Below are 24355 nucleotides of genomic sequence, written 5' to 3'. Positions count from 1 at the left end.
TTCACCCCCTAAACTAATCCTGCAAAACCTAAAAATGCAATTGACATCAATCCTGCTGTAATTAACGCTATAGGAAATCCTTTTAAAGATTCAGGTACATCGGCTAGAGCAAGTCTTTCTCTGATACCTGCAAATAAAACAATTGCCAAAGAAAAACCTATTGCAGCTCCTATAGAATGAACTATTGTACTTATTAAGTTATAATCTTCTTGAATATTTAATATTGCAAGCCCTAAAACAGCACAATTTGTAGTGATAAGTGGAAGATATACTCCAAGTGCTTCGTAAAGCGTTGGACTCGCTTTTTTAACAAACATTTCAACAAATTGAACCAATGCAGCTATAACTAATATAAAAGCTATAGTCTGTAAGTAACCTAATCCAAGAGGATCCAATATTGCTATTTGAACTACGTAAGTAATAATAGAAGACAACGTCATAACAAAAGTAACAGCCATTCCCATACCAAAAGCGGTCTCTACTTGCTTAGAAACGCCTAAGAAAGGGCATATGCCTAAAAACCTTGATAAAACAAAATTATTTACTAATACTGCACTAATAAATATAGTTAGAAGCTTCACTAATAATGCCCCCTTTATGCTTTACTTACATTCTTTTTCTTTAAATAATTAAACAATCCTATTAGAAGCCCTAGTGCTAAAAAAGCTCCTGGTGGTAATATCATGATAATTGCAGGTTTAAAAGCTTCACCAAATATTTGAAAACCAAATACACTTCCAGCTCCTAAAATTTCTCTTATTATACCTAACAATGTTAAAGCCCAAGTAAATCCTAGTCCCATACCTATACCATCAAATATAGAATTTAGTGGTTTATTCTTTGAAGCAAAAGATTCAGCCCTTCCTAATATAATACAATTCACAACAATTAATGGTATAAACAATCCTAATGAATCATATAAAGCTGGAGCATATGCCTGCATAAACATTCCTATAAGAGTTACGAAAGTAGCAATTATAACAATAAACGATGGAATACGAATTTTATCAGGTATAACCTTTCTAAGTGAAGATATAACTAAATTTGAACCTGCTAATACTACTGTAACTGCTAAACCCATAGACATACCATTTATAGCAGAACTTGTAACAGCAAGTGTAGGACACATACCTAAAAGCTGCACAAAAGTAGGGTTTTCCTTAATTAAACCGTTTTTAAAATCCTTCATTACACTCATTATTTCACCCCCAGATCAATTTATCAAAAATAAATTCATTAACACCTTTTTTATTTCTAATCTGATAAATATTCATTGTATACACTTATAGCTGAATTAACGCCAGTAGTAACAGCTCTAGAAGTAATTGTTGCTCCAGTCAAAGCCTGTATTTCATTACTCTCTTTTGCTTCAGTCTTGACAACAGTTAATTCTTTATCAGTAGATTTACCAACAAATTGATTTTGAAACTCAGGTTTTGTAGAATTAGCTCCTAGACCAGGTGTTTCTTGATGTTTAACTACTTTTATTCCCGTTACTTTACCGTCTAAAGAAATTCCGGTTATAACTTCTACATCACCACCATATCCAGATGTAGCAGTCTTTATAGTATATCCTACAACACTTTTGTCTTTTGATATTCCAGTATATACCTCTAAAATATTATTATTTTTGCTTTTAATTTCATTTATTTTACTTTCATCAATTGCATTGAAGTTCTCAGCTTGAGGAAGTACTTCCTTTCTAGCTGCATCATTAGCTTCATTTTGAACTTTAACAATCATATCGCTTGTAGCATTATTAGAAACAGCCAAAACTACTGCAGCTACTGCAGTAATAAGAAATAAAATTAATCCTAATTTAACTATCTCACGCATTCTGCTTCACCTCCCCAAATATTTTTGGGCTCGTATATTTATCCAGTAATGGAGCAACCACATTCATTAGCAATATTGAATATGATACACCCTCTGGATATCCGCCATACAATCTGATTACCGATGTTAAAATCCCAGCACCTATGCCAAAGATTATTTGTCCTTTTGGAGTTACAGGAGATGAAGCATAATCTGTTGCCATAAAAAAAGCTCCTAGCATTAACCCACCAGCAAATAAGTGATAAAGCATCCCCTGAAGTCCTCCGCCACTAAGTAATAATGTCATAATTGCAACAGTACCAATATAGGTAAAAGGAATTCTCCAGTTTATAACACCTCTATAAAGTAACCATAAACCACCTAAAATCAACAATATTGCTGAAGTTTCACCTATGCAACCACCAATATTCCCCAAAAATAAATCCTTTAAAGGAGGTAATATTGCATCTGGTGCATTCCCTTTTAATATATCTAAAGGTGTTGCAGTACTTACAGCATCAGCACCTGGAGTAACCCAATCAGTCATTATACCCGTCCAAGATGATAAGAGCATAGCTCTAGCTGCTAAAGCTGGATTCATAAAGTTATGACCTAATCCTCCAAATGCTTGCTTTACTATACCTATTGCAAATGCAGAACCAATTATAGGTATCCACCAAGGTACAGATGCTGGAAGATTAAAAGCAAGTAATAATCCAGTCACTACAGCACTATAATCGTTGATAGTAACTGGTTTTTTAAGTAATTTTTGAATTAACGCTTCAGTTAAAACTGCTGCCCCAACTGCTAATACGATAATTTTTATAGCATTAAATCTAAAGAAATATATACTAGCTAAAGCAGCAGGAAGTAAAGCAATTATTACATCCAACATTATTCTACTAATAGTTTCATCAGATCTAATATGTGGAGAAGATGATGCAATAAGTTTATTTTCCATTGTTTTCCCCCCTGTTATTTTGATTTCCTTCGCTTTGCAATTATCTCTCTCTTAGCTACCCTTATTGACTCAACTAATGGTCTCTTTGAAGGGCATACAAATGAACATGATCCACATTCTATACAATCAACAGCATGATATTTCTCTGCTTCCTCATACATATGTTTCAATGCAAATTTGCTAATAAATAATGGTTGTAAATTAACTGGGCATGCTTCAAGGCATTTACCACATCTTATACATGGTTGCGGTTCAGGTATTCTAGCCTCTTTTTCAGTTAGCACCAAAATACCTGAAGTTCCTTTAATAACAGGTACTTCATCTGTATATTGTGCTAGTCCCATCATCGGACCGCCCATTATTATTTTACCAGGAGCCTCTTTATAACCACCACATTGTTCTATAACATCTTTAAAAGTTGTTCCAATCTTTACTATTAAATTCTTAGGCTCCTTTATTGCACCTCCAGTTATAGTAACAATTCTTTCTATTACTGGCATGCCAGTCTCTATTGCTGTAGAAATAGCAGCTGATGTTCCAACATTATTTACTACAACCCCAACATCCATTGGTAATCCACCAGAAGGTACTTCTCTTCCTGTTATAGCATTAATTAGCCTCTTTTCATCTCCCTGAGGATATTTTGTTTTCAAAGGAGCTACTTCGATATTACGTTCATTTTCAACAGCTTTTAGCATCACTTTAATCGCATCAGGTTTATTATTTTCTATTCCAATAAAACCTTTTTCTGCGTTTACAACCTTCATAATTGCTTTTAATCCGTTCACAACCTTCTCGGGATTTTCTAACATAAGTCTATGGTCAGAAGTTAAAAATGGCTCACATTCAGCACCATTCAATATAACAACATCAATTTTTTTATCAGGTGGTGGCGAAAGTTTTACATGTGTAGGAAAGCCAGCACCTCCCATACCTGTAATACCTGCTTCCTTAATAATATTTAATATTTCTTCTCTTGGCAAAGAATCTACTGTACCTTTTGGATTGATGCTTTCATCTATTAAATTAGATCCATCAGATTCAATTACTACACACATAGCCTGTCCAGTTGGAGTATTCATCTTGCCAATTTTCTTTACAACTCCAGAAACACTGGAATGTACCGGAGCAGAAACAAAAGATTTAGCCTCACCTATCTTTTGACCAACCTTTACTTTGTCACCAACTTTAACTAAAGGTTCACAAGGTGCACCTATATGCTGCTGCATGGGAATTATAACCATTGATGGTTCTTCAGCTCTTTTTAGTGCTACCTTTTCAGTATATTTTTTAAAGTGAGGTGGATGTATTCCGCCCTTGAAGGTAAATTCTTTTAGATTCACTTTTATCACCTCTCATATTAATATAATTATAATTAAGTCAATATTCAAACTATAAACATATAATTTATAATTTAATTTGGACCCAAAAGGGTCCACATAAATTCCCAAACTTATTATAGCACTTTTTCACGAAAATGTATAATTAACATTTATATAGAATTTTATATCATCAATAAAACATTTAAAATTATTTTTATATTTTAAAAAAATATAAGCAAAAATGTAACTTTAATTTATTAAGATTACACTTATAATTTTAAAAGCTTAATATTAAATACTATGTTAAATTTAAGATTTGAACTTATAATATTTAATCAAAAGCTTAAAACTTGAGATAAATTAAAACTATAAAACTATATATAATCCAATAATTTATGTAATTTGCTAATTATTTACTACATTTTAGCTTATTAATATTTTCATTTATATACTCTTTAATCCATAATAGAACATCTACGTTATCAATATTTACATCCTCTAATATTTTTTTAGTCTCTCTCGTATCAAAAATAAATTTATTTTCATTATAAAAATGAGAATATCTTATTTCTACATCAGGTCTATTATTTATAATAGATACTATTGTTTCGCCAATATTTCCTAAAGGTGCTCTGTCAATATGGCTATATTTAAATGAGAATAAAATCTCTGTTCCATTACCTTTTTTAGATTTAATACTAAAACTGCCCTCACATCTTAACGCTGCAGCTTTAGCAAGTGATAATCCTAATCCCACACTCCTTGTTTTTCTTGTCGTAATAAAGGGGTCATCAGCTATCTTTAGAAAGCTTTCATCCATACCTATTCCATTATCTTTAATTCTAATTTCAAGTATATCTCTTTTTAAATCTTCATTAACTAAAATTTCTAATTCAGTGCAATTAGCTTTAAGTGAATTTTCAGCTAAATCTAATATATGCAATGACAAATCTTTCATCAGTAATGCCTCCAGCCGTCTTTTAAATATAATATAATCGACTCAACACTTAGTTCTTTAGGATAAATATAGTTAACTGCTTCACTAATATCTTCTAGGTAATGTGCATCAGAATTTGTAATAATTTCATAGTCATTTAAGTTATTAATAAATTTCTCTACAAAGTCTAAATCTCCATTATTTGATATTTCCAATGTTTTTATTTTTAAATTATTAGGTAAAAAACCTAACACTGAAATTAAACTAAAAACCTTTCTATCAATATGAGCTGGAATCATAACTCCATTATAATCTTGAGCAAGGTGATAAATCTCATTAATAGAATATTTTGTACTACTTATAAGCAGTTTTTTAAGTTCACCAATACAGTTATCATTTGAATCCATTATATATTGGTCTCCAAAAATATTTCTGTCATTCTCTATTTCAGGCAATCCATTATAAATAATATTTTGAAACTCCAGCCCTCTATCTAAACTAGTAAAATAACATAAAACGTGTATTTCTTCTTTAGTTGTCACTTCTATTCCCGGAATAACTAATATATCTTTTTTTCCTCCAAGTTCAATCAAAGCCTTTGAATTAAGCATAGTATTATGATCAGTAACAGAAATTACATTAAGTCCTTTAATATATGCCATATTTATAATATTATTTGGAGTCATATCATTGCTACCACATGGAGATAAAGCCGAATGAATATGAAGGTCTGCACTAAGTTTCATAACTAAACCCCTAAATTATTTAATTTACAAGCAAGTTCATAAGCAGTATCATTTGATCTAAGCAATGGCATATTAACTGAATTTGCTTTTTTTATAGTATCAGCATCAATATCCATTCCTTCTGCAATTAAAATAGCTGACATGTTAACTAATGTAGCAACAGCAACTATATTTACATGAGTTTGAATTGTTATCCAAACATCTTTATCTTGAGCCCTAGCCATTACCAAACTCAATAAATCTCCTATATAAACTCCATTTACATCTTTATCAATACCATTAAATCCAGCTATTATATCTAGATTTAACTCTTCTATAATTCTAGATAATTTCATTCAAATCCCCCATTTATTATTATTAACTTTTTCCTTAAGCTTAAATATACAGTCGTCTATCCTAGCCGTTCCCCTAACAATGTCTTCAGCAAGTGCATGACATGATGGTGCTCCACACGAACCACAATCTAATCCAGGAAGTTTTTTAAAAATTTCTTTTATTTTTTCTAACTTTTTCATAGCTTTTTGAATGTCTGAATCTAAAGTCATAATAGGTCTAGGTAATATTTCTTCTTCTAGATATATATAACCATTATCACATAAATGCTTTACATAATCTTTATCTATAGATTTACTTTTTGTAGTATTTTGAGATAAATTTCTTATAATACTCTTCGCTATAAATGGATTAGCAACATTTAATGGTCCTCCTACACACCCACCTACACAAGCAAGTCCTTCAAAAAAATCGACACCATCTAATCTGCCCATTTCTATTTCTTCAAGGACTTTTATTACATTTTCTATACCATCTACAGCTACATAATTTTCTATGCCAATAGAATAACTTTGACCACCAACTCTAGCCCAACCTATCCCTAATGGAGAAGCTTTCTCAAAGCTATTGTGATTAGTGCTATCTTTCAAATTTTTCATTATATCACCAAAAATATCTTTTATTGATATTGCACCATCAATACTTGATTTTTTGTTCCCTAAAGGATTTTTTATGCTTGTAACTCTAGCTGGACATTGAGTTAAATAAAATACACCAATTTCTTTTAATGGAATACCATATTTTTGTGCTATTTTATCTTTAGCTATTCTTCCAGCTATTTCCATAGGCGATTCAATTTTAATAATATTATCTATCAACGAAGGATATTTTACTTGTATAAGTCTTACAATCGCTGGACAAAAAGATGAAATAATTGGTTTAGGAAGAGATTTATCATTTAACATATTTTTTATAACTTCAGCAGATATATCTGCAGCTAGTCCTTCATCATAGACATAGTCAAACCCTAATTTCATTATTGCATCAAATACTTTATCTATATCAATGCTGCTAGTAAATTGGCCATATAAAGAAATAGACGGTATCGCAATATTATACTTATAATTCTTTAAGTTAACTAGGCTATCAGTAATAGAATTCTGTGCATGATAAGGACACACTCTAATACATTCACCACAATCTATACATCTTTCTTCCATAATAACAGCCTTTTTATTTCTCACTCTAATAGCTTCATTTGGACATCTACGCATGCAATTAGTGCAACCATTACACATGTCTTTATCTAAAACTACAGAATGGAAGTACTTTTTCATAATATCACCCGCTAACTATTTTTTCTTATATATATTTTCATTACTACTTTTGTTTCTTTCCCTTCCTCTGAAGTTATATTAAATTCATCACAACATTTTTTCATATTAGGTAGACCCATTCCTGCTCCAAATCCTAATTCCCTAACAGCGTTAGAAGCTGTAGAATATCCTTCTTGCATGGCTAACTCTATATCTTTAATTCCTGGACCTTTATCTTTTGCAACTATTTCAATCTCTTCTGGGGAAATTGTAACATTTATTTTTCCTCCATAAGAATGTATAACAATATTCATCTCTGCTTCATAAGTAACTATAGAAGCTCGTCTTACTATTTTAGAATCTATTCCAAGATGAGTAAGTACTTTCCTCATATTACTCGAAGCTTCTCCTGCTCTTGTAAAATCGTTTTCAATTATTTCATACTCTAAACTCATTAAGCTATTTTGATTACTCATTATCTTATTTCTCCTTTTACCACAACACCTCTTAATCCTTTTTCATAAAGCTTTCCACAAGCAGTATAAAGCGTATACTTTGTCGATAAAATAGTAATATTATTTTTTTTTGCCATTTCTAATATACTATCATCTGGTATCTTAGCTCTAACGAACACTATAACAAATAAATCTATCATCTCAGCTGTTCTAATAACTTGAGGATTAGTAAGACCCGTTAATAACACAGTTTCTTCGTTTACAAAAGCCAGTACATCACTCATGAGATCTGAACCAAATGCTGCATTAACTTCTTTATAAAGAAACTCCTCTCCCGTTAGGACTTTAGCATTTAGTATTTCCTTTATTTCTTGTACCTTCATCCTCTACTCACCCCTCCTCTGTTTTATAATAAATTTACCATTTTAAAATATTTAAATACAATATCCATAAATTTTCTATAACAAGTAATTATGTCCGCTTCATTAGCTTGCTCGATATTGTTTAACAACTCTTTTCTTATATCAATAATTGATTTAGTAACTGTAAAATAATTATTTATTTCTTTGCTTGTAATTTGGCTAGTGTCAAAATTTTGTATTTCCTCCATTGCATTAGTATTAGATTTTAAAAAGTTGATCAAAAGTTCTTTATCATTAGATTCTATAACTGATTTCCACAAGCTCACTTCTTCACCATAAGACTTCTTTATCAAATCATGTAATTCTGATAATTTCTTTAAATAATCAATATCTTGATTATAACAGCTAATTTCTTTATTTTTAATATCCATCGTACTTATAAAACTGTCTTCATAATATTTTTTTATCTCTTTTAAATAATCTTCTGCTTCCTCACGTGTAAAATAACTGCCACCAAATACCTTATATCCATCTAAATCTACTACATAACTGTAAATACCTTCACTTAATAATTTGTTTGCAAAATTTATAGCATTTTCTCTTGTACTAAAACTACCTAATTGTATATTATAAATTGATAAACCATCTATTGTAATGTTTTGTGTATTTAATAATTCATCATCGCTTATTTCATTTATTGGACTCTCAGCATCTAACTCATTATCCTCGTTAAAAACTTCACTGTTCGTGACAGTGTCATCATTAGTTTTTTGAGTATTCGAAAATTGAGGTAGTATTATGTATCTTACTAATGCAGTACCAATAAGAATTGCAACAATTGGTGCAAATACAAAAAATGCCAGAAAATTTATCATTTTTTCTGACTTAACTTTCTTCTTGCCTAATCTTGTCCGCCTCATTCTTTTACCTCCTAAGCAGAGTATCTATATATAGCAACTAATATATCTGATACTTAATTATATCATATTTATTTAAAAAATACCTTATAGCTATAATAAAAAATCAATTGTTCGAAAAATTTCAGAATGAAACTATTAATAAAATCTAAATTATATATGTAGATATAATATTCATAATTTAATTACCATAAATACACACCTTATTTCTTCCCTTCTGTTTAGCACCAGTATACATTGCTCTATCTGCATGAGATAGCAAAACAGAGCCTGATGTAGCTTTTTGAGGAAAACTAGATATTCCGCCACTTATAGTTATTTTTATACTTTCTCCATGTAATCCAACAAAATTATTATTTTCAACTGCTTTTCTTATCCTATTTGCAATATATTTAGCCTGTTCTTCATTTGTATTTGGCAATAATATGGCAAATTCTTCTCCACCATATCTATAAACTTGATCATTATTTCTTACATTATTCTTTAATATTTTCGCAATTTCCTTTAAAACTTTATCACCAGTTTGATGTCCATAAGTGTCATTAATAATTGAAAAATCACTAAAAACTAATTCCTCAATACCTTTTAATATACTTGCTATTGTTTCATTTAAGTCAAGTTTAGAACTTATAGTTGCTGAAACCTCATACACAACTCTTAATTCATTATTCATAAAAACTAAATTTCTTATTAGTCTAAAAAATAAAATTACAACAAAAACTAATATAGAAATTAAAATTATACCAAAATATCCATAATTATTATATGAATTTATTAATAAAATTGCTAACGGTATAACTACAATATTTGTATAAAAATCCCATTTTAACGACTCATTTAACCACTTTGGAAAACTTCCTATTGTAATTATTATTTGAAGCATCATAAAGCACCAATTTAATATAAACACTAATAGACCAAAAAAAGTAACATTAACATATACATTAACTAATACACTAGCCATTAAACTTTGTTTCATAGCCATAAAAATATAATGGGCTATAAAATATATTAAAGTAAACATACCTGCATTATTAAAAACTTTTCTTTTAGGTTTAGACTCAAATAAAATACCGTATATGCCTACAACAAATATATTAAGCCACAAAGTTGTTACAATACCCATAAGAAAATAGCATGCAAACATGACAGATGTATCTAATGTAATAATTAAATCCTCAATCTTAATTTCACCAAATTTTTGAATTATCAGTCCTAATAAAGTTAAAATTATGAATAATCCAAAAGTTTCATTTATTCTATTTGATAGCAAAATATTAGCAAATATTAATACCCCTATTCCTAAAAACCCAATTGTAAAATAATATAAATTTTCACCTCTACTATGCAAAATCCCATCTCCCCATTGTTACATATGAAAAAGACACCTTTTGGTAATAATATTCTAAATAAATAATCTAATTCCTTTTAATATTTTTCAAATAATTAAAAAAAAACATCACACTCACCTATCCGTATGATGTAATAAAATGGTGCGGGTAATGGGACTTGAACCCATACGTCATACGACACACGCCCCTCAAACGTGCCTGTCTGCCTATTCCAGCACACCCGCATAAATACCAAAACTACATTTAATATTGTTTTATTGTTAACAAAAATTATTTTTATCAACACATAATAGTATACCATTAAAAAAAAGAAGAAGTCAAGTAGTACTTTTCTACTCAACTTCATTCTTTTGATAAGCTTTAGGAATATAGTAATTCTCGATATTATTATATATATTAATAATATTTGGATCTATCTCCCCTTTAACCCTGTTATTAACTAATATTGAATTGTTTTTAAAAAAGAGACTGAAATATGGTAATTCTTCGACTATCAAATCTTGAATTTCTTTATATTTTTTAAGTTTTTCTTCTCTATTATTTGACTCAAAAGCTTCAAGTATTAATCTATCCATGTCTTCATTTACGTATGATATAAAATTAGTCCCATAAGGTATTTGAGATGAGTGAAAAGCAAAAGATAAATCTGTAACAGGTGATAATTGCCAACCTAATAACACCATATCAAAATCCCCAGTATTAATTTTTCTTGTCAAATCATCCCACTGTTCTTCTTTAATTTCTTCACTAATCTCTGCATTATCATTTGCAGCATAATCCTTTATAACTTTAATACCAATTTTCTTTAAATCATCAACTATGGCATCAGCAGTCATAGCTCTCAATTGATTAAATGAATTAGTAGTAAGATTAAGAACTAAGTCGTTACCATTTTCATCTTCTAATATACCATCATCATCAATATCTTTCCAACCTGCACCTTCTAACAATTCTTTTGCTTTGTCAGCATTATATCCATAATAATTGCTTTTTTCTGATATAAGCCAAGAATTTGGAGATATTGGCACATCAATCTGAGTAGCATGCCCTAAATATACATTTTCAATTATAGATTTTCTATTTATTCCATAAGCTATTGCCTTTCTGAGTTCCTTCCCTTTGCTTCCCTTAAATATATCTTTTTTAAAATTAAAACCTATAAATTCATAGTCTTGAGAAACAAATTCATATATCTTAACATTTTTATTTTCCATATATTTTTCCCAATCAACACCAACAGTTGATGTTAAATCTATTAACCCAGATTCGAAAGAGGTATTAGCTAATAACTCATCATCAATTAATATACCTGTTATTTTCTCTATATATGGTTTTCCTTTCCACCAATTTTCATTAACTTTTAGCATAATATTTTTAAGATTATTTATTTTTACAAGTTCATAAGGTCCAGTACCTATAGGAATAAAATTTTTGGAATCTAAAGCTTTATCATAATAATCTTTTTCATTTCCGTCTTCTTCGACAAACTCATGTCTTGGCAATATTGGGAAAGTTAGGCTTTCAATAATATTGCTATTACTTCTATCAGAAATGATTTCTAAATTGTATTCATCTATAATGTTGACATTTAAAATATGTTGTAAATCTGATGGTTTTGACGTCTTAAAAATGCTGTATATCATATTTTTATATTTGCTTTCTAAAGAAGCATATTTAATAGTATCAATTGTAAATTTAACATCTTTTGAAGTGAATTTTTCTCCATCATGCCAATAAACATCATCCCTCAGGGTAATTTTAATTTTATGTCCTTCGTCTTCAATATCATAACCCTTAGCAAGTACCATTTTTACATCAAAATTATTATCTAATTCAAAAAGACTTTCATATAATAACTTATCAAAATAATAAACACTTCTGCTCTTAGTAATCAAAGGATTTATTGTATCATAATATGTTATTGGTACATTTAATTCACCACCAAATTCAGGTCCTTTGTCAAGCTCATCATTATTAATATCAATATTACTATTTGGATTATCTTCTGTAAAGTTATCGCTAGCATTACAACCTGAAATTAGTACAATTATTGCCATAATAATGACTATGATTTTAGCTTGTGCTTTTTTCAATGGTATTCCTCCTATCAGCAATTAAAAAATATTTCTAAAAACTTCATAATATAATTCTGTCTATTTTACTAATAGAAATAATCATATTCATATATTTTTTTATATATGTTATAATATTTGGTTATTTTTTTTATATATTCTCTAGTTTCTTTAAATGGTATATTCTCCAATGTACTACCATCAGAACTATATTTTTCATCATTTAACCATTTTGTAACGTTACCGCTTCCAGCATTATACGCAGCTAATACAAGATTAATATCATAATTAAATTGTTTATTTAGTTTATTTATATACCAGCATCCTATTTTAATATTTATTTCGGGATCATACAATAAATTTATATCAAAATCATCTATCCCAATCTCCTGCGAAGCCCAATTACCAGTAATCGGGGAAATTTGCATTAATCCTCTTGCATCTTTATGTGACCTTGCATATTTATCATATTTGCTTTCTACCATTATTATTGAAGCTACTAATCTTGGATCAATGCCATTTATTTTAGAGTATTTGCTAATATATTCGGTATACTTAATAGGATATATTACCCTGCCTATTAATTTTAAGTTGCAAATAAATGTTATTAATATTAACAGTAATGCAACTAAGATTAGTATAGGCTTTTTATATTTAAATGAAATAATAGGCATTATAACCCCCCGAACTTTATATTTTTTTCAATAATTCTTCAATTTGAATTGATAAGTTTCTAAAATCTTTACTATTATCAATTATAATATCTGCATATTTTAATTTATCATCAAGTGGCATTTGAGAATTAATCCTTGCTAACGCTTTATTTAAATCTATATTATCTCTTGCCATTAGTCTTTTAATTTGAATATGTTTTTCCACATAAACTAACCAAATTTCGTGAAATATTATTCCATATTTCTTCAAATTATCTAGCTCTTCAATTAAAAGTGGCATATCAATAAAAATAACATCATTATCACTGCTATAGAATCTAATTTGCTCTTTAATATTTTTAATAATACTCGGATGAACTATTTTATTTAGCACCAATCTTTTCTTTTCATCATTAAATATAATATTTCCCAATTTCTTTCTATTAATATTGTAATCCTCATCAAGAATTTCTTTGCCAAATTCCCTAACAATATCTTTATAAGCAGGTCTTCCAATCTCTACAACTTCTCTTGCAATAGTATCACAGTCAATGACAACAAACCCATTTTCTGATATTAATCTAGAAACACTACTTTTACCAGTAGCAATACCCCCTGTAATACCAATAATTTTAATATTATTATTTCTATTTTGTTTCATACCAACTATCTCCCGTTTTCATATCTACCTTTAAAGGTATGTTTAATTCAACTGCATTTTCCATTAAATTCTTTAAAATCTCTTTTACTTCATTTAACTCTTCTTTGTGTGCTTCAATAATAAGTTCATCATGTACCTGTAAAATTAGTTTTGATTTCAATTTTCGTCTTTCAAGTTCCTTATAAACCTTAACCATTGCTATTTTAATAATATCTGCTGCACTACCTTGTATAGGCGTATTCATAGCCATTCTTTCTCCAAATGATCTAATATTAAAATTTCTAGAATTTAATTCAGGTAAGTACCTCCTCCTGTTAAGAATAGTTGTTACATATCCTTCTTTTTTCCCTTGCTTTACTATATCATCCATATAAGTTTTTACTTTACTATATTTATTAAAGTAATTATCAATATATAATTTAGCTTCTTTTCTAGGAATGTTCAAATCTCTCGATAATCCAAAATCACTTATACCATAAACTATCCCAAAATTTACAGCTTTAGCTCTACTTCTCATCAAAGAAGTTACTTCATCTAAAGAAACACCAAACACCTGTGAAGCTGTCTTTTTGTGAATATCTTCATTATTATAAAACGCTTCTTTCAAACTTGGGTCATCAGATAAATGAGCTAAAACTCTCAATTCAATTTGTGAATAGTCTGCATCTACTAATACATATTCATCACTTCTAGTAACAAATACTCTTCTTATTTTTCTCCCTTCATCCGTTTTAATAGGTATATTTTGTAGATTAGGCTCAGTGCTACTTATTCTACCTGTATTAGTTACTGTCTGATTAAAACTTGAATGAATTTTCCCATCACTCTTATTTATTACTGATATAAGACCATCTACATATGTCGATTTTAGTTTAACTAACTGTCTATATTTTAGTACATATTCAATTATTGGATGCATTCCTAAAAGCTTATCTAAAACCTCAACACTCGTAGAATATCCCGTCTTTGTCTTTTTAATAACAGGTAATTTTAACTTGTCAAACAGTATTATTCCCAACTGTTTAGGAGAATTGATATTAAACTTTTCTCCAGCTAATTTATATATATCATTCTCAAGAATTTTTATTTTTCCATCAAATTCTCTTCCTAGCTTCCTAAGTTCTTCTATATCAACACTAAAGCCAGTAAATTCCATATCTGCTAGCACTTTAATTAGTGGAATCTCTACATCATAATAAAGTTTCGACATGTCCTCCTTTTCAATTTTTTCAATTATAGGATTCTCCAATCTAGCAACTATTTCTACACAATTGGAAAAAAATTTTGCCCTTTCATTTAATGTAATATTTTCAAGTCTTTTTTTATTCTTTCCTTTTCCTAATAATTCTTCTTCACTTTCAATTTTAATATTTAAATAACTTCTGCTTAATTTATCTAAACTATAACTATTTTCCGAAGGATCTATTAGGTACTGGCCAATCATAGAGTCAAAGCCAACTCCTTTTATATTTATACCATATCTAAATAAAACAACTATATCTTTTTTTAGATTATGGCCTAGTTTTCTAATTGATTCATTTTCAAATATATTTTTAAAATATTTTATAAAGTATACTTCTGTTTCACTATTACCAACAAAATCTATATAATAAATTTCATTACAAGAATCAATTTTTATTGCTATACCACATACTTTATCATCAAAATAGTAATTTCTATCCATTGAAAACATAAAAGTAATATTATTACCTGGTTTAATTTTTTTGCTTATTTTTTCAATTTCATGTTTGTCTGATATTATTTTATAATTTACAAAAAAAATATTTGTATCATCCTTGATACCTTTTTCAATATTATTAGGTAATTTTTCTAATAAGCTTTTAAATTCTAGTTTATTAAATATTTTCAAAACTTCTTTAATATTTGGCTCTTTTACCTTTAAATCATTAATATTTACATTAATAGGAACATTGGTTATAATTCTTGCTAATTCTTTGCTCATCATTGCTTGAGCTTTATTTTCAATTAATCTTTCTTTTAACTTTTTACCCGAAATAGAATCAATGTTATTGTATAAATTATCGACTGAACCATATTTTAGTAAAAGTTTAATTCCTGTTTTTTCTCCTATGCCTGGTACTCCGGGTATATTATCAGATTTATCACCCATTAATCCTTTAAGGTCAATAAATTGTTCAGGAGTTAATCCATATCTATCTAAAACTTCATCTTTACCATATTTTTCGATTTCACTTATACCTTTTTTAGTTATTAAAACACAAATTTTATCACTTGCTAGCTGTAAATAATCTCTATCTCCAGTTACTAATATAACATTTAAATTCTTTTTTTCTCCTAATTTAGCTAGTGTACCAGCTAAATCGTCTGCTTCAAATCCTTCCAATTCCATTCTATAAACGTTTAGTTTGTCCAAAATATCTTTTAATATTGGAAACTGCATATTTAATTCATCAGGAGTTTTGGGTCTCCCTGCTTTGTAATTCTTATATTCTTTGTGCCTAAATGTAGGAGTCTTTTTATCAAAAACAACGCATAAATAATCAGGTTTGTAATCTTCAACAACTTTATAATACATTGTCAAAAATCCATAAACTCCATTAGTGTACAATCCTTCAGCATTCTTTAAAGGAGGCAAAGCATAAAAAGCTCTATTAAGCAAACTATTTCCATCAATAACCATAAGCCTTTTATCAGGCAAAATAATCAACTCCTCTATTTTAACAAAAAATTAATTATATATATATTTAAGTATATAAAAAATATATAAAATAGTAAACATTATAATCTTTAGAAAAACTTTTTCACAAATATGGTTAAATATATTTTTACGTATTCTCCTCTTGACTCATCTCTTTTAACTTTAAATTAATCTCAGGCATATTAATTATGCAATCTAAATTTTGTAACTCCCTCGTATTTCGTTCTATATCAATTCTTATTTGTTTTAAGTCCTTTTCTAATTTAATAATTTTATCTGTATTATTTACTTGTTCAATCATTTTTGATACTTCATTTTCTCTATTCTTTAATTTATTTATTATCTCTTCCTTTTCAGAATATAATTGAGTAATATCATTTTCAATATGTTGATGTTTTTCAACGTCAGAAATACTTTTAATAAAATCAACAGCATCTTCAAATTTATCTTGAGTAACTCTTAACTTCATTATTCCATTTTTAAGATAAATATCTTCATCCTCTTCGTCATTTTTCTCATTTTTAGAATAATCTATATTTAATACTTCAACATATCCTCCTAATTTTTCTATATATTCAGTGATTTCTTCTACAATATCATCATACGGTTGTATAGACAATTCTATGTTTTCTATTCTAACCAATTTTCTTCCATATTTCATGCTTCTCGTTACTTTAGACATAATATTCGAATCATCTAAAGCAACTTGTTTATTTGTTTCAGAAACTAATCCATAAAATTCTTCGGCTTCAGTATCTTTACTTTCAATTTCAGCTGTATCTTTATCACTTTTATTTTCATTAACATTATTGGATTTATTGCTAAATTCATCTACTGTATATTTAACAACTTGAGATTCCTTAACTAATTCTTTATTTGAAGACATATTATCATTATTGGAAGTATTCAAAATAAACATTGAAGAGATAATTAATAATAAAGCAGCTGCAATTGAAGACAAAGTTTTCAAATTATTATATAATCTTCTCTTCTGTATTTTAACCTTTTCCATAAGAATATTATGATAGTCTTCAGGCAGTTCAACTTCTTTTTTTTCTTTTATCAACTTGACTATATTAATCATATTTTCATACTTTTGTCTACAATTTTTACATTTTAATAAATGAAGTTCAAACTCTATTTTATCAATATCTTTCAATTCTCCATCTAAATAGGATGATATATTATCTTCAAACATTTTGCAATCCATCTATCTTTATCACTCCCTTCACATTACATTAGACGTTATATGATTTATTTTGTTCCAACTCGTTTATTATAATTCTCTTAAGATTTATCCGACCCCTACTTATTCTAGATTTAACAGTTCCTACAGATAAATCTAAAATTTGTGATATTTCTTCATAACTAAAGCCCTGTATATCCCTTAGAATTATTACTATTCTATAAATATCATCTAATTTATCAATGGATTTATGTACTAACTCCTTGGTTAATTTTTTATCTAATAATTCTTCAGGAGTAAAGCTATCATCAGCTATCTCTCTTTGTATAACACCATCATCAGTATTTATTGCCTCATCTATATATATCAACTTATTATTTCTTTTGCGCAAATAATCAATGCACGTATTAGTAACAATTTTAAATATCCAAGTGGAAAAAGAAGCTTTGAAATTAAATTTTTTTATATTCTGAAATACTTTAATTAATACCTCTTGAGAAGCATCCATTGCATCCTCAGGGTTTTTAAGTATTCTTAAAGATATATTGTAAACTTTTTTTTCATAATTCATAATCAATTTTTCAAAAGCTTTAATGTTTCCTTTGCAACATTTGTTTATTAATAATCTTTCTTTGTCTTTCAAATCTTCACTCCTCTCATAAATAATGAAAAAACAAATATAGCCCCGTAAATATCAAAGCTACCAATTAGATGGTAGCTTTAGCAACTTTTTTTTCTTCAACGTTTATACTGTTTCGTAAATTATAAGGGTGAAAAACTGATTTTATAACACATCGCTTACTATCAAGTATAATTGTAGCATGATGCATAAATTTATCCCTTAAATAATATCTTAAATCAATCATCTGAATTACTACCTTCTTATTTTTCTCCATTACAGTTATGTGTCTAAAAGGAGTAAAATCTTTAAAATATTTCCCCATTTCAGTATCATCAATATAATTAATATATTCACTATTTGCTTTTTCTAAGTATTTAAAGACTGTATAATCCATATCAAAATAATTAAATCTGCCTACTATATTTAATCTCTCTGTTTCTATTATAAAATCCCATTTTAATATATTAGTCATGCTAGGTAAAACATTAATACTCAATATTTTATTATTTTTAGAAAAATCACTCATAAGCTTAGATTTTATTTTTTTTCTCATAAATAATCTTATCAATAAATATGTGATCATACATAAGATAGCAAATATAACTTTTGTCATTTTATTAGTATCAATAATAATCAAACCTAAACATAATATTGTAATAACTGGATCATAGAGCATTAATAGATTAAAAGAATATTTTTTTCTAGAAAAAGGTAATAAACACCGCACCCCATAAGAATTAAGCCAATCAAAAACAGTATGAGATATAGCACCTAAAAATGTCCATATAAATATATCTATAAAACTGTATTGATAAAATTTTATACTTAAAACATAAGCAATTATGATAGATAATATTCCCAATCCTATAGGAGAATGTGATATACCTCTATGATGCTTAAGGTATTTATAATTCCCCCAAAATTTTGTTATTACATCTATATCAGGAGACATAGCCCCTATCATACTTCCTAATACAATAGGATTTGAAAAACTAAAAGGTTGACCACTTAAAGCAGATATTCCTGCTCCAATTATTCCATGTGTTACTGGGTCCAATAGAATCACCACCATTTTTATAATCAACTAATATTAATTATAACATAATTTGGGGTCACTATTTCATGTTATTTACTGTAAATTCGACATTATATATAAGTACTATATTAAAATACTTACATATTGCTAATAATATTTTTAATTTTTATTAATTAAGTGCTTGATTTTTTATCATATTTATGCTAATATATCTTTTGTAACTAATAAGCCGAAGTGGTGGAATTGGCAGACGCGCTGGACTCAAAATCCAGTGGAGCTCAAACTCCGTGTGGGTTCGACTCCCACCTTCGGCACCAGTAAATAAAAGTGTTAGAAGAATTAAAGTCTTCTAACACTTTTATATTTTATATAACCTTATAACATCCTTCTAACATAAAAAACTTGTTAGACTAATCTTTTGTGGAATTTCTAGTAACATGTGCACATGGTCAAAACATACTTCAGCCTCTATTATATTAACTCCTTTCCAATTACATAGTTCTCTCAGAATTTCTCCTATATTTTGGAGCAAAAACTATATGATATTTACAATTACATTTTAGCAATTATCAAAATAAACTCTTATTGACATTAAGACTATAATAAAATAATATTATTATTGAGATTATTGAGAATGTGAAAGTGGTGATAATTTTGGATTTTAGACAATTGGAAACCTTTATAGAAGTTATAAAATTGAAAAGCTTTTCAAAGGCTGCAAATAAGTTATATTTAACTCAACCTACAGTAACAAGCCATATTCAAAATTTAGAAAAAGAATTAGGAACTATATTAATAAATAGGTCGGGTAAAGAAATAACTACTACTGAAGCTGGTAGTATACTATATAACTATGCTTTAGACATAATAAACACATGCCAAATGGCTAAGTTTCACTTAGAAACATACAATGGTAAAATTGAAGGGCATTTACACATTAGTGCAAGCACTATACCTAGGCAATATATTCTACCAAGAATATTAATGGATTTTGTAAAAAAATATCCACATGTAACATTTACAATTAACGAAGATGATTCAAAACAAGTATTAAAAAACATATTAGATAGCAATACTGATTTCGGCATAATCGGAGCAAAATACAACTCTAAAAATTTAGAATACATAAAACTACTAGAAGATAATCTCATAGGTATTGCACCTAATAATAGTAAATATGATTGGAAACCATATGAAGAACTAGATTTAAATTTTTTACATAACGAAAAAATAATACTCAGAGAAAAAGGTTCAGGTACCAGACATCTTTTTGAAAGTGAAATTAGAAAAAAAAATCTTGATTTACAATCGTTAAATGTTATTTGTTATGTTCAAGACAATGAAACCATAAAAAAATTTGTTGAAGTTGGATTAGGAATAAGTTTTGTCTCTGAAATTGCTGTGAAACGTGAAATAGACCAAGGATTATTAAAACCTTTTAAGTTAAAGAATATAAATTTTACACGAAATTTTTATTTTGCATATCATAAAAAAAGGCAACTATCTCCTTTAACACAAACATTCAAAGATTTTGTGACAAAATATGCAGTTCATAATAATTTATTTGACAAAAAAGACTGAGATAAGTTTCCCAGTCTTTTTTCTAAGCTTTATAAAATGCATTGTAACCTTTATACGCCATGTAAAGGTCTGCCTTACTAATTAATTCATATGGTGAATGCATACCTACTACTGGAACTCCACAATCCACTACTTCCATACCATAATTAGCTAAAATATAAGCAATAGTTCCTCCACCACCTTGATCAACCTTACCAAGTTCACCCATTTGCCAAATAACATTATTCTCATCAAATATTTTCCTTATATAGCTAATATACTCTGAATTTGCATCATTACATCCGCCTTTTCCACGAGAACCGGTATATTTAACTAAAGTTAAGCCTTTACTTAAATATGGTGCATTTCTTTTGTCCAGTACATCTGGGAAATTAGGATTTACAGCAGCAGCAACATCTCCTGATAAAACCATAGAATTTGACATAGCTCTTTTTATCATTAGATCATTATAATCCTTTTCAGTTAAATACAAAAGTTCTGCAACACAATTTTCAAAGAAACTAGAATGCATTCCAGTATTACCCACACTTCCTATTTCTTCTTTATCTACAAAAAGAGCTACAGAAGTTCTTTTAGGAATATAATTAACATCTAATATTGCTTTTAAAGACGCATATGCACATACTCTATCATCATGCCCGTATGCTGATATTATACCTCTGTCTAAACCTGTATCTCTAGCTTTCATTGCTGGCACTGCTTCTAATTCAGCAGTAGTAAAATCATATTCAGTTATACCATACTTTTTATTTAATATATTTAAAATATTTAGCTTAATCTTTTCATCTAATTCTTCATCAACATCATAAGGTATATTTCCAATAACTATATTTAACCCCTCACCAGTAATACCTTCACTCATTTTTTTATTCATTTGATCTTTTGCAAGATGAGGTAATATATCAGAAATAACAAATACTGGATCGCTCTCATCTTCTCCAATTACAATATTTATTTTTTCACCATTGCTTTTAATTATTATTCCATGAAGAGCTAGTGGTATATTTACCCACTGATATTTTTTTATACCTCCATAGTAATGAGTTTTAAGTAATGCTAGTTGTGAATCTTCATAAAGTGGAAATTGTTTTATATCGATACGTGGTGCATCTATATGTGAACCAACAATGTTCATTCCTTTTGTTAGGCTTTCACTTCCAATAATAAACATAGCCACACCTTTATTCTTATTTACAGCGTAAATCTTCATTCCAGGAGCAACTTTTTTTCCTTCTTCAATCACTTTTTTTAAATCAATATATCCATTATCAATAGCCGCTTTAACAATTTCATCTGTCGCTTCTCTTTCAGTCTTACCTTTGTCTAAAAAATTCTTGTATTCCTCTCCCAATTCAAAAACCTTTTCTTTCTCATCATCATCAATGTTTTCCCATACGTTCTTCCATTTATGAGATAACCTTTCATTAAGTTCTTTAGCGTTTACTTTTTTAGCCATAATATACCTCCTTTTAATAAGTTCAATAATTTCATAAAACTATATGTAATTAATTAGTACCTCTAAATAATATTATATCATAAAAATTGTATTTATATTTTCTTTATATTATGTTTGTATGCATATATTGCTGCCTGCATTCTATCATTAACTTTAATCTTTTTAAATATATTAGAAACATGTTTTTTACGGTTTTTTCACTAATAAATAATTTATTAGCGATATCTCTATTATTCAATCCTTCAGCTATAAGAGTAAGAACCTCATATTCTCTTTTTGTAAGTGAGTCTTTTTTTAAGAAGTTATTACTTCCATCTTTATTAAAATTGATTTCATCAACTAAAAGACTAGCAATACTTGGCTGAATATATTTTTTTCCTGAATAAACATCATGAATAGCCTTAATCAAAGAATCCGAATCAGCGTCTTTCAGTACATATCCATTAGCTCCCATATTAATTGTTTCAAACAAATATTCTTTATCATCGTGTATAGTTAAAATAATTATCTTTGATTCTATACCTAAATCCCTAAATCGTCTCAAAGCCTCAATACCATTCATCTTGGGCATGTTAATATCTAATAAAATTATATCTGGTTTGTATTCAATAGCTTGTTCTACAGTTTCTTCTCCGTCTGACGCTTGAGCAATAACTTCAATATCATCCTCCAATTCCAAAATTTGCTCTAATCCTTGTCTCATCAATGAATGATCATCTGCAATTAAAACTGTTATATTCTTATTCCTCAACAATATCATCCTTTCTATCAATAGGTATAGTAAGAAAAACTTTAGTGCCTTGGCCGGGTTTAGATTTTATTTGAAATAAACCACCTATCAATTCAGCTCTTTCACGCATACTCACAATGCCAAAACCACTATCTATCGTAGTACATTTCTTTTGAAAATTTGTAGTACTGTCAAATCCTACCCCATTGTCAATAATTAAAACATTAATTCTGTCAATCAAATTCTCTATAGTAATTGTCACTCTGTCTGCTTTAGAATGTTTTTTAATATTATTAAGAGCTTCTTGAATTACTCTAAATGTTGCAATTTTAATTGTTGAATCAATATCTTTTGTTTGTCCAATTACTTTTAACTGAATATCAATATTTGAATCATTCATAAAATTTGATATGTATCTTTGAACAGTAGGAATTAGGCCCAAGTCATCTAAAGACATAGGTCTTAAATCATATATAGTTTTTCTAATATCCTTTAAAGTAAGTCTTGCAATTTCCTTCAACTCGTTAAGTTCTTTTCTAGTTTTATCTATATCTCTGCTTAACAACTTCTCACATAACTCTGATTTCAACAAAATATTTGCCATTGATTGAGCAGGCCCATCATGGATATCTCTAGCTAACCTTTGCCTTTCAGCTTCTTGAGCCTCTATAATTTTTATTCCTAAATACTGACGTTTATTAATATCATCCATAGTTTTAATTATATCATCTAAATTTCCACTTAAATATTTAACAATAACATTAGTTTGTTTAACCAAATTATCAGCCTTTGAAACAACTTCTAAAGAATTCTTTAACCTTATTTCCAACTCATTTCTTTTTTCAATTAGACTTTTTTCTTCCTCTCTCTTTAATGCTAATTTTATCTGAAGATTCTTAGCATTTTCATAAGCTTCTTTTATATCTTTTTCTTTATACACATTAAAATTTTTACTAACTGATACTAATCTAATTCTACTCCTTTTTTCTTCAATTTCTAATAAATCAACTTCCTCTATTATTATTCTAATCTTTTTCCTTAATTCATTTAAATCCTTTCTTATTTTTTCTACTTCTGCTTTAACATTTTCTGCAATATCTTTTATTTCATCTCTATTATTAGTAATTGTATTAATTGTATCATTTAAAATTTTGTTTATTCTCTCAATGTCCAATGATAATTTTGTCATAATACACCTCTAAATTTCTTTTAAAAAATCTAA

The 24355-nt window shown here is 28.2% G+C and carries 24 protein-coding genes, 2 tRNA genes and 1 pseudogene; 2 read left to right on the top strand and 25 right to left on the bottom strand.

Features of this window, described 5'->3' with window-relative positions; genetic code table 11:
• Positions 1 to 8: 8 nt before the first annotated feature.
• The 21 genes from rsxA to ACZ41D_RS07225 form a co-directional block, all read right to left on the bottom strand.
• On the bottom strand, positions 9 to 581 hold the full coding sequence (gene rsxA, locus ACZ41D_RS07325; protein WP_464150779.1) for an electron transport complex subunit RsxA: 573 nt from the start codon (positions 579 to 581) through the stop codon (positions 9 to 11).
• Positions 582 to 595: 14 nt separating this feature from the next.
• A complete protein-coding gene (gene rsxE / locus ACZ41D_RS07320) occupies positions 596 to 1198 on the bottom strand; it encodes an electron transport complex subunit RsxE (RefSeq protein ID WP_464150778.1) in 603 nt (200 codons plus the stop codon).
• A 56-nt stretch (positions 1199 to 1254) separates the two neighbouring features.
• Positions 1255 to 1836, bottom strand: coding sequence for an RnfABCDGE type electron transport complex subunit G (locus ACZ41D_RS07315; RefSeq protein WP_464150777.1), 582 nt, complete (start codon positions 1834 to 1836; stop codon positions 1255 to 1257).
• A complete protein-coding gene (locus ACZ41D_RS07310) occupies positions 1829 to 2776 on the bottom strand; it encodes an RnfABCDGE type electron transport complex subunit D (RefSeq protein WP_464150776.1) in 948 nt (315 codons plus the stop codon). Before ACZ41D_RS07310 ends, ACZ41D_RS07315 begins: the two co-directional genes overlap by 8 nt.
• Positions 2777 to 2790: 14 nt before the next feature.
• Positions 2791 to 4119: an electron transport complex subunit RsxC gene (gene rsxC / locus ACZ41D_RS07305; protein ID WP_464150775.1), complete on the bottom strand. Its 1329-nt coding sequence runs from the start codon at positions 4117 to 4119 to the stop codon at positions 2791 to 2793.
• Between the two features lie 388 nt (positions 4120 to 4507).
• The gene (locus ACZ41D_RS07300; protein WP_464150774.1) at positions 4508 to 5056 is read right to left on the bottom strand and encodes an ATP-binding protein; all 549 of its coding nucleotides are present in this window, start codon (positions 5054 to 5056) and stop codon (positions 4508 to 4510) included.
• Complete coding sequence (locus ACZ41D_RS07295; RefSeq protein WP_464150773.1) at positions 5056 to 5781, bottom strand: PHP domain-containing protein; 726 nt, start codon at positions 5779 to 5781, stop codon at positions 5056 to 5058. Before ACZ41D_RS07295 ends, ACZ41D_RS07300 begins: the two co-directional genes overlap by 1 nt.
• A 2-nt stretch (positions 5782 to 5783) precedes the next feature.
• Positions 5784 to 6116, bottom strand: coding sequence for a serine kinase (locus ACZ41D_RS07290; protein WP_464150772.1), 333 nt, complete (start codon positions 6114 to 6116; stop codon positions 5784 to 5786).
• Complete coding sequence (locus tag ACZ41D_RS07285) at positions 6117 to 7391, bottom strand: [Fe-Fe] hydrogenase large subunit C-terminal domain-containing protein (protein ID WP_464150771.1); 1275 nt, start codon at positions 7389 to 7391, stop codon at positions 6117 to 6119.
• 11 nt (positions 7392 to 7402) lie between these two features.
• Entirely contained in the window at positions 7403 to 7846 is a 444-nt protein-coding gene (locus ACZ41D_RS07280; RefSeq protein WP_464150770.1) for an ATP-binding protein, read from the bottom strand.
• On the bottom strand, positions 7846 to 8208 hold the full coding sequence (locus ACZ41D_RS07275; protein WP_464150769.1) for a DRTGG domain-containing protein: 363 nt from the start codon (positions 8206 to 8208) through the stop codon (positions 7846 to 7848). The genes ACZ41D_RS07280 and ACZ41D_RS07275 overlap by 1 nt, the downstream gene beginning before the upstream one ends.
• A gap of 23 nt (positions 8209 to 8231) precedes the next feature.
• Positions 8232 to 9107 (bottom strand): SPOR domain-containing protein, encoded by an 876-nt coding sequence (locus ACZ41D_RS07270; protein ID WP_464150768.1) that lies wholly within the window; start codon positions 9105 to 9107, stop codon positions 8232 to 8234.
• A 178-nt stretch (positions 9108 to 9285) separates the two neighbouring features.
• Positions 9286 to 10455 carry a GGDEF domain-containing protein gene (locus ACZ41D_RS07265; RefSeq protein WP_464150767.1) on the bottom strand — a complete coding sequence of 390 codons (1170 nt, stop codon included), beginning with the start codon at positions 10453 to 10455 and terminating at the stop codon, positions 9286 to 9288.
• A 140-nt stretch (positions 10456 to 10595) separates the two neighbouring features.
• Positions 10596 to 10680, bottom strand: a tRNA-Leu gene (locus tag ACZ41D_RS07260).
• 108 nt (positions 10681 to 10788) lie between these two features.
• Entirely contained in the window at positions 10789 to 12549 is a 1761-nt protein-coding gene (locus ACZ41D_RS07255) for an ABC transporter substrate-binding protein (RefSeq protein WP_464150766.1), read from the bottom strand.
• A gap of 68 nt (positions 12550 to 12617) precedes the next feature.
• On the bottom strand, positions 12618 to 13202 hold the full coding sequence (locus ACZ41D_RS07250; RefSeq protein ID WP_464150765.1) for a lytic transglycosylase domain-containing protein: 585 nt from the start codon (positions 13200 to 13202) through the stop codon (positions 12618 to 12620).
• Between the two features lie 16 nt (positions 13203 to 13218).
• The gene (gene coaE, locus ACZ41D_RS07245) at positions 13219 to 13842 is read right to left on the bottom strand and encodes a dephospho-CoA kinase (RefSeq protein WP_464150764.1); all 624 of its coding nucleotides are present in this window, start codon (positions 13840 to 13842) and stop codon (positions 13219 to 13221) included.
• Positions 13829 to 16522, bottom strand: coding sequence for a DNA polymerase I (polA, locus tag ACZ41D_RS07240; protein ID WP_464150763.1), 2694 nt, complete (start codon positions 16520 to 16522; stop codon positions 13829 to 13831). Before polA ends, coaE begins: the two co-directional genes overlap by 14 nt.
• Positions 16523 to 16649: 127 nt before the next feature.
• Positions 16650 to 17720 carry a DUF4349 domain-containing protein gene (locus ACZ41D_RS07235; protein WP_464150762.1) on the bottom strand — a complete coding sequence of 357 codons (1071 nt, stop codon included), beginning with the start codon at positions 17718 to 17720 and terminating at the stop codon, positions 16650 to 16652.
• A gap of 40 nt (positions 17721 to 17760) precedes the next feature.
• Entirely contained in the window at positions 17761 to 18351 is a 591-nt protein-coding gene (locus tag ACZ41D_RS07230) for an RNA polymerase sigma factor (RefSeq protein WP_464150761.1), read from the bottom strand.
• Positions 18352 to 18415: 64 nt separating this feature from the next.
• Positions 18416 to 19387 (bottom strand): metal-dependent hydrolase, encoded by a 972-nt coding sequence (locus ACZ41D_RS07225; RefSeq protein WP_464150760.1) that lies wholly within the window; start codon positions 19385 to 19387, stop codon positions 18416 to 18418.
• Between the two features lie 207 nt (positions 19388 to 19594).
• Between ACZ41D_RS07225 and ACZ41D_RS07220 the strand changes: the two genes are divergently transcribed.
• Positions 19595 to 19683: transfer RNA gene (locus ACZ41D_RS07220), tRNA-Leu, on the top strand.
• A gap of 77 nt (positions 19684 to 19760) precedes the next feature.
• Here the strand turns inward: ACZ41D_RS07220 and ACZ41D_RS07215 are convergent.
• Positions 19761 to 19932: pseudogene (locus ACZ41D_RS07215) on the bottom strand (transposase); the annotation flags it as partial.
• A gap of 70 nt (positions 19933 to 20002) precedes the next feature.
• Here ACZ41D_RS07215 and ACZ41D_RS07210 point away from each other — a divergent pair.
• Positions 20003 to 20947 carry a selenium metabolism-associated LysR family transcriptional regulator gene (locus ACZ41D_RS07210; protein ID WP_464150759.1) on the top strand — a complete coding sequence of 315 codons (945 nt, stop codon included), beginning with the start codon at positions 20003 to 20005 and terminating at the stop codon, positions 20945 to 20947.
• 22 nt (positions 20948 to 20969) lie between these two features.
• On the opposite strand, the gene ACZ41D_RS07205 is transcribed toward ACZ41D_RS07210, so the two are convergent.
• The 3 genes from ACZ41D_RS07205 to ACZ41D_RS07195 form a co-directional block, all read right to left on the bottom strand.
• Positions 20970 to 22403 carry an aminopeptidase gene (locus tag ACZ41D_RS07205; RefSeq protein WP_464150758.1) on the bottom strand — a complete coding sequence of 478 codons (1434 nt, stop codon included), beginning with the start codon at positions 22401 to 22403 and terminating at the stop codon, positions 20970 to 20972.
• A gap of 103 nt (positions 22404 to 22506) precedes the next feature.
• The gene (locus ACZ41D_RS07200) at positions 22507 to 23154 is read right to left on the bottom strand and encodes a response regulator (protein WP_464150757.1); all 648 of its coding nucleotides are present in this window, start codon (positions 23152 to 23154) and stop codon (positions 22507 to 22509) included.
• Positions 23144 to 24322, bottom strand: coding sequence for a sensor histidine kinase (locus ACZ41D_RS07195; RefSeq protein ID WP_464150756.1), 1179 nt, complete (start codon positions 24320 to 24322; stop codon positions 23144 to 23146). The genes ACZ41D_RS07200 and ACZ41D_RS07195 overlap by 11 nt, the downstream gene beginning before the upstream one ends.
• Positions 24323 to 24355 lie beyond the last annotated feature (33 nt).

The organism is Brassicibacter thermophilus (assembly GCF_055378355.1).
Note: the sequence above shows the minus strand (reverse complement) of the source record. Positions and strands in the feature narration are given on the sequence as shown.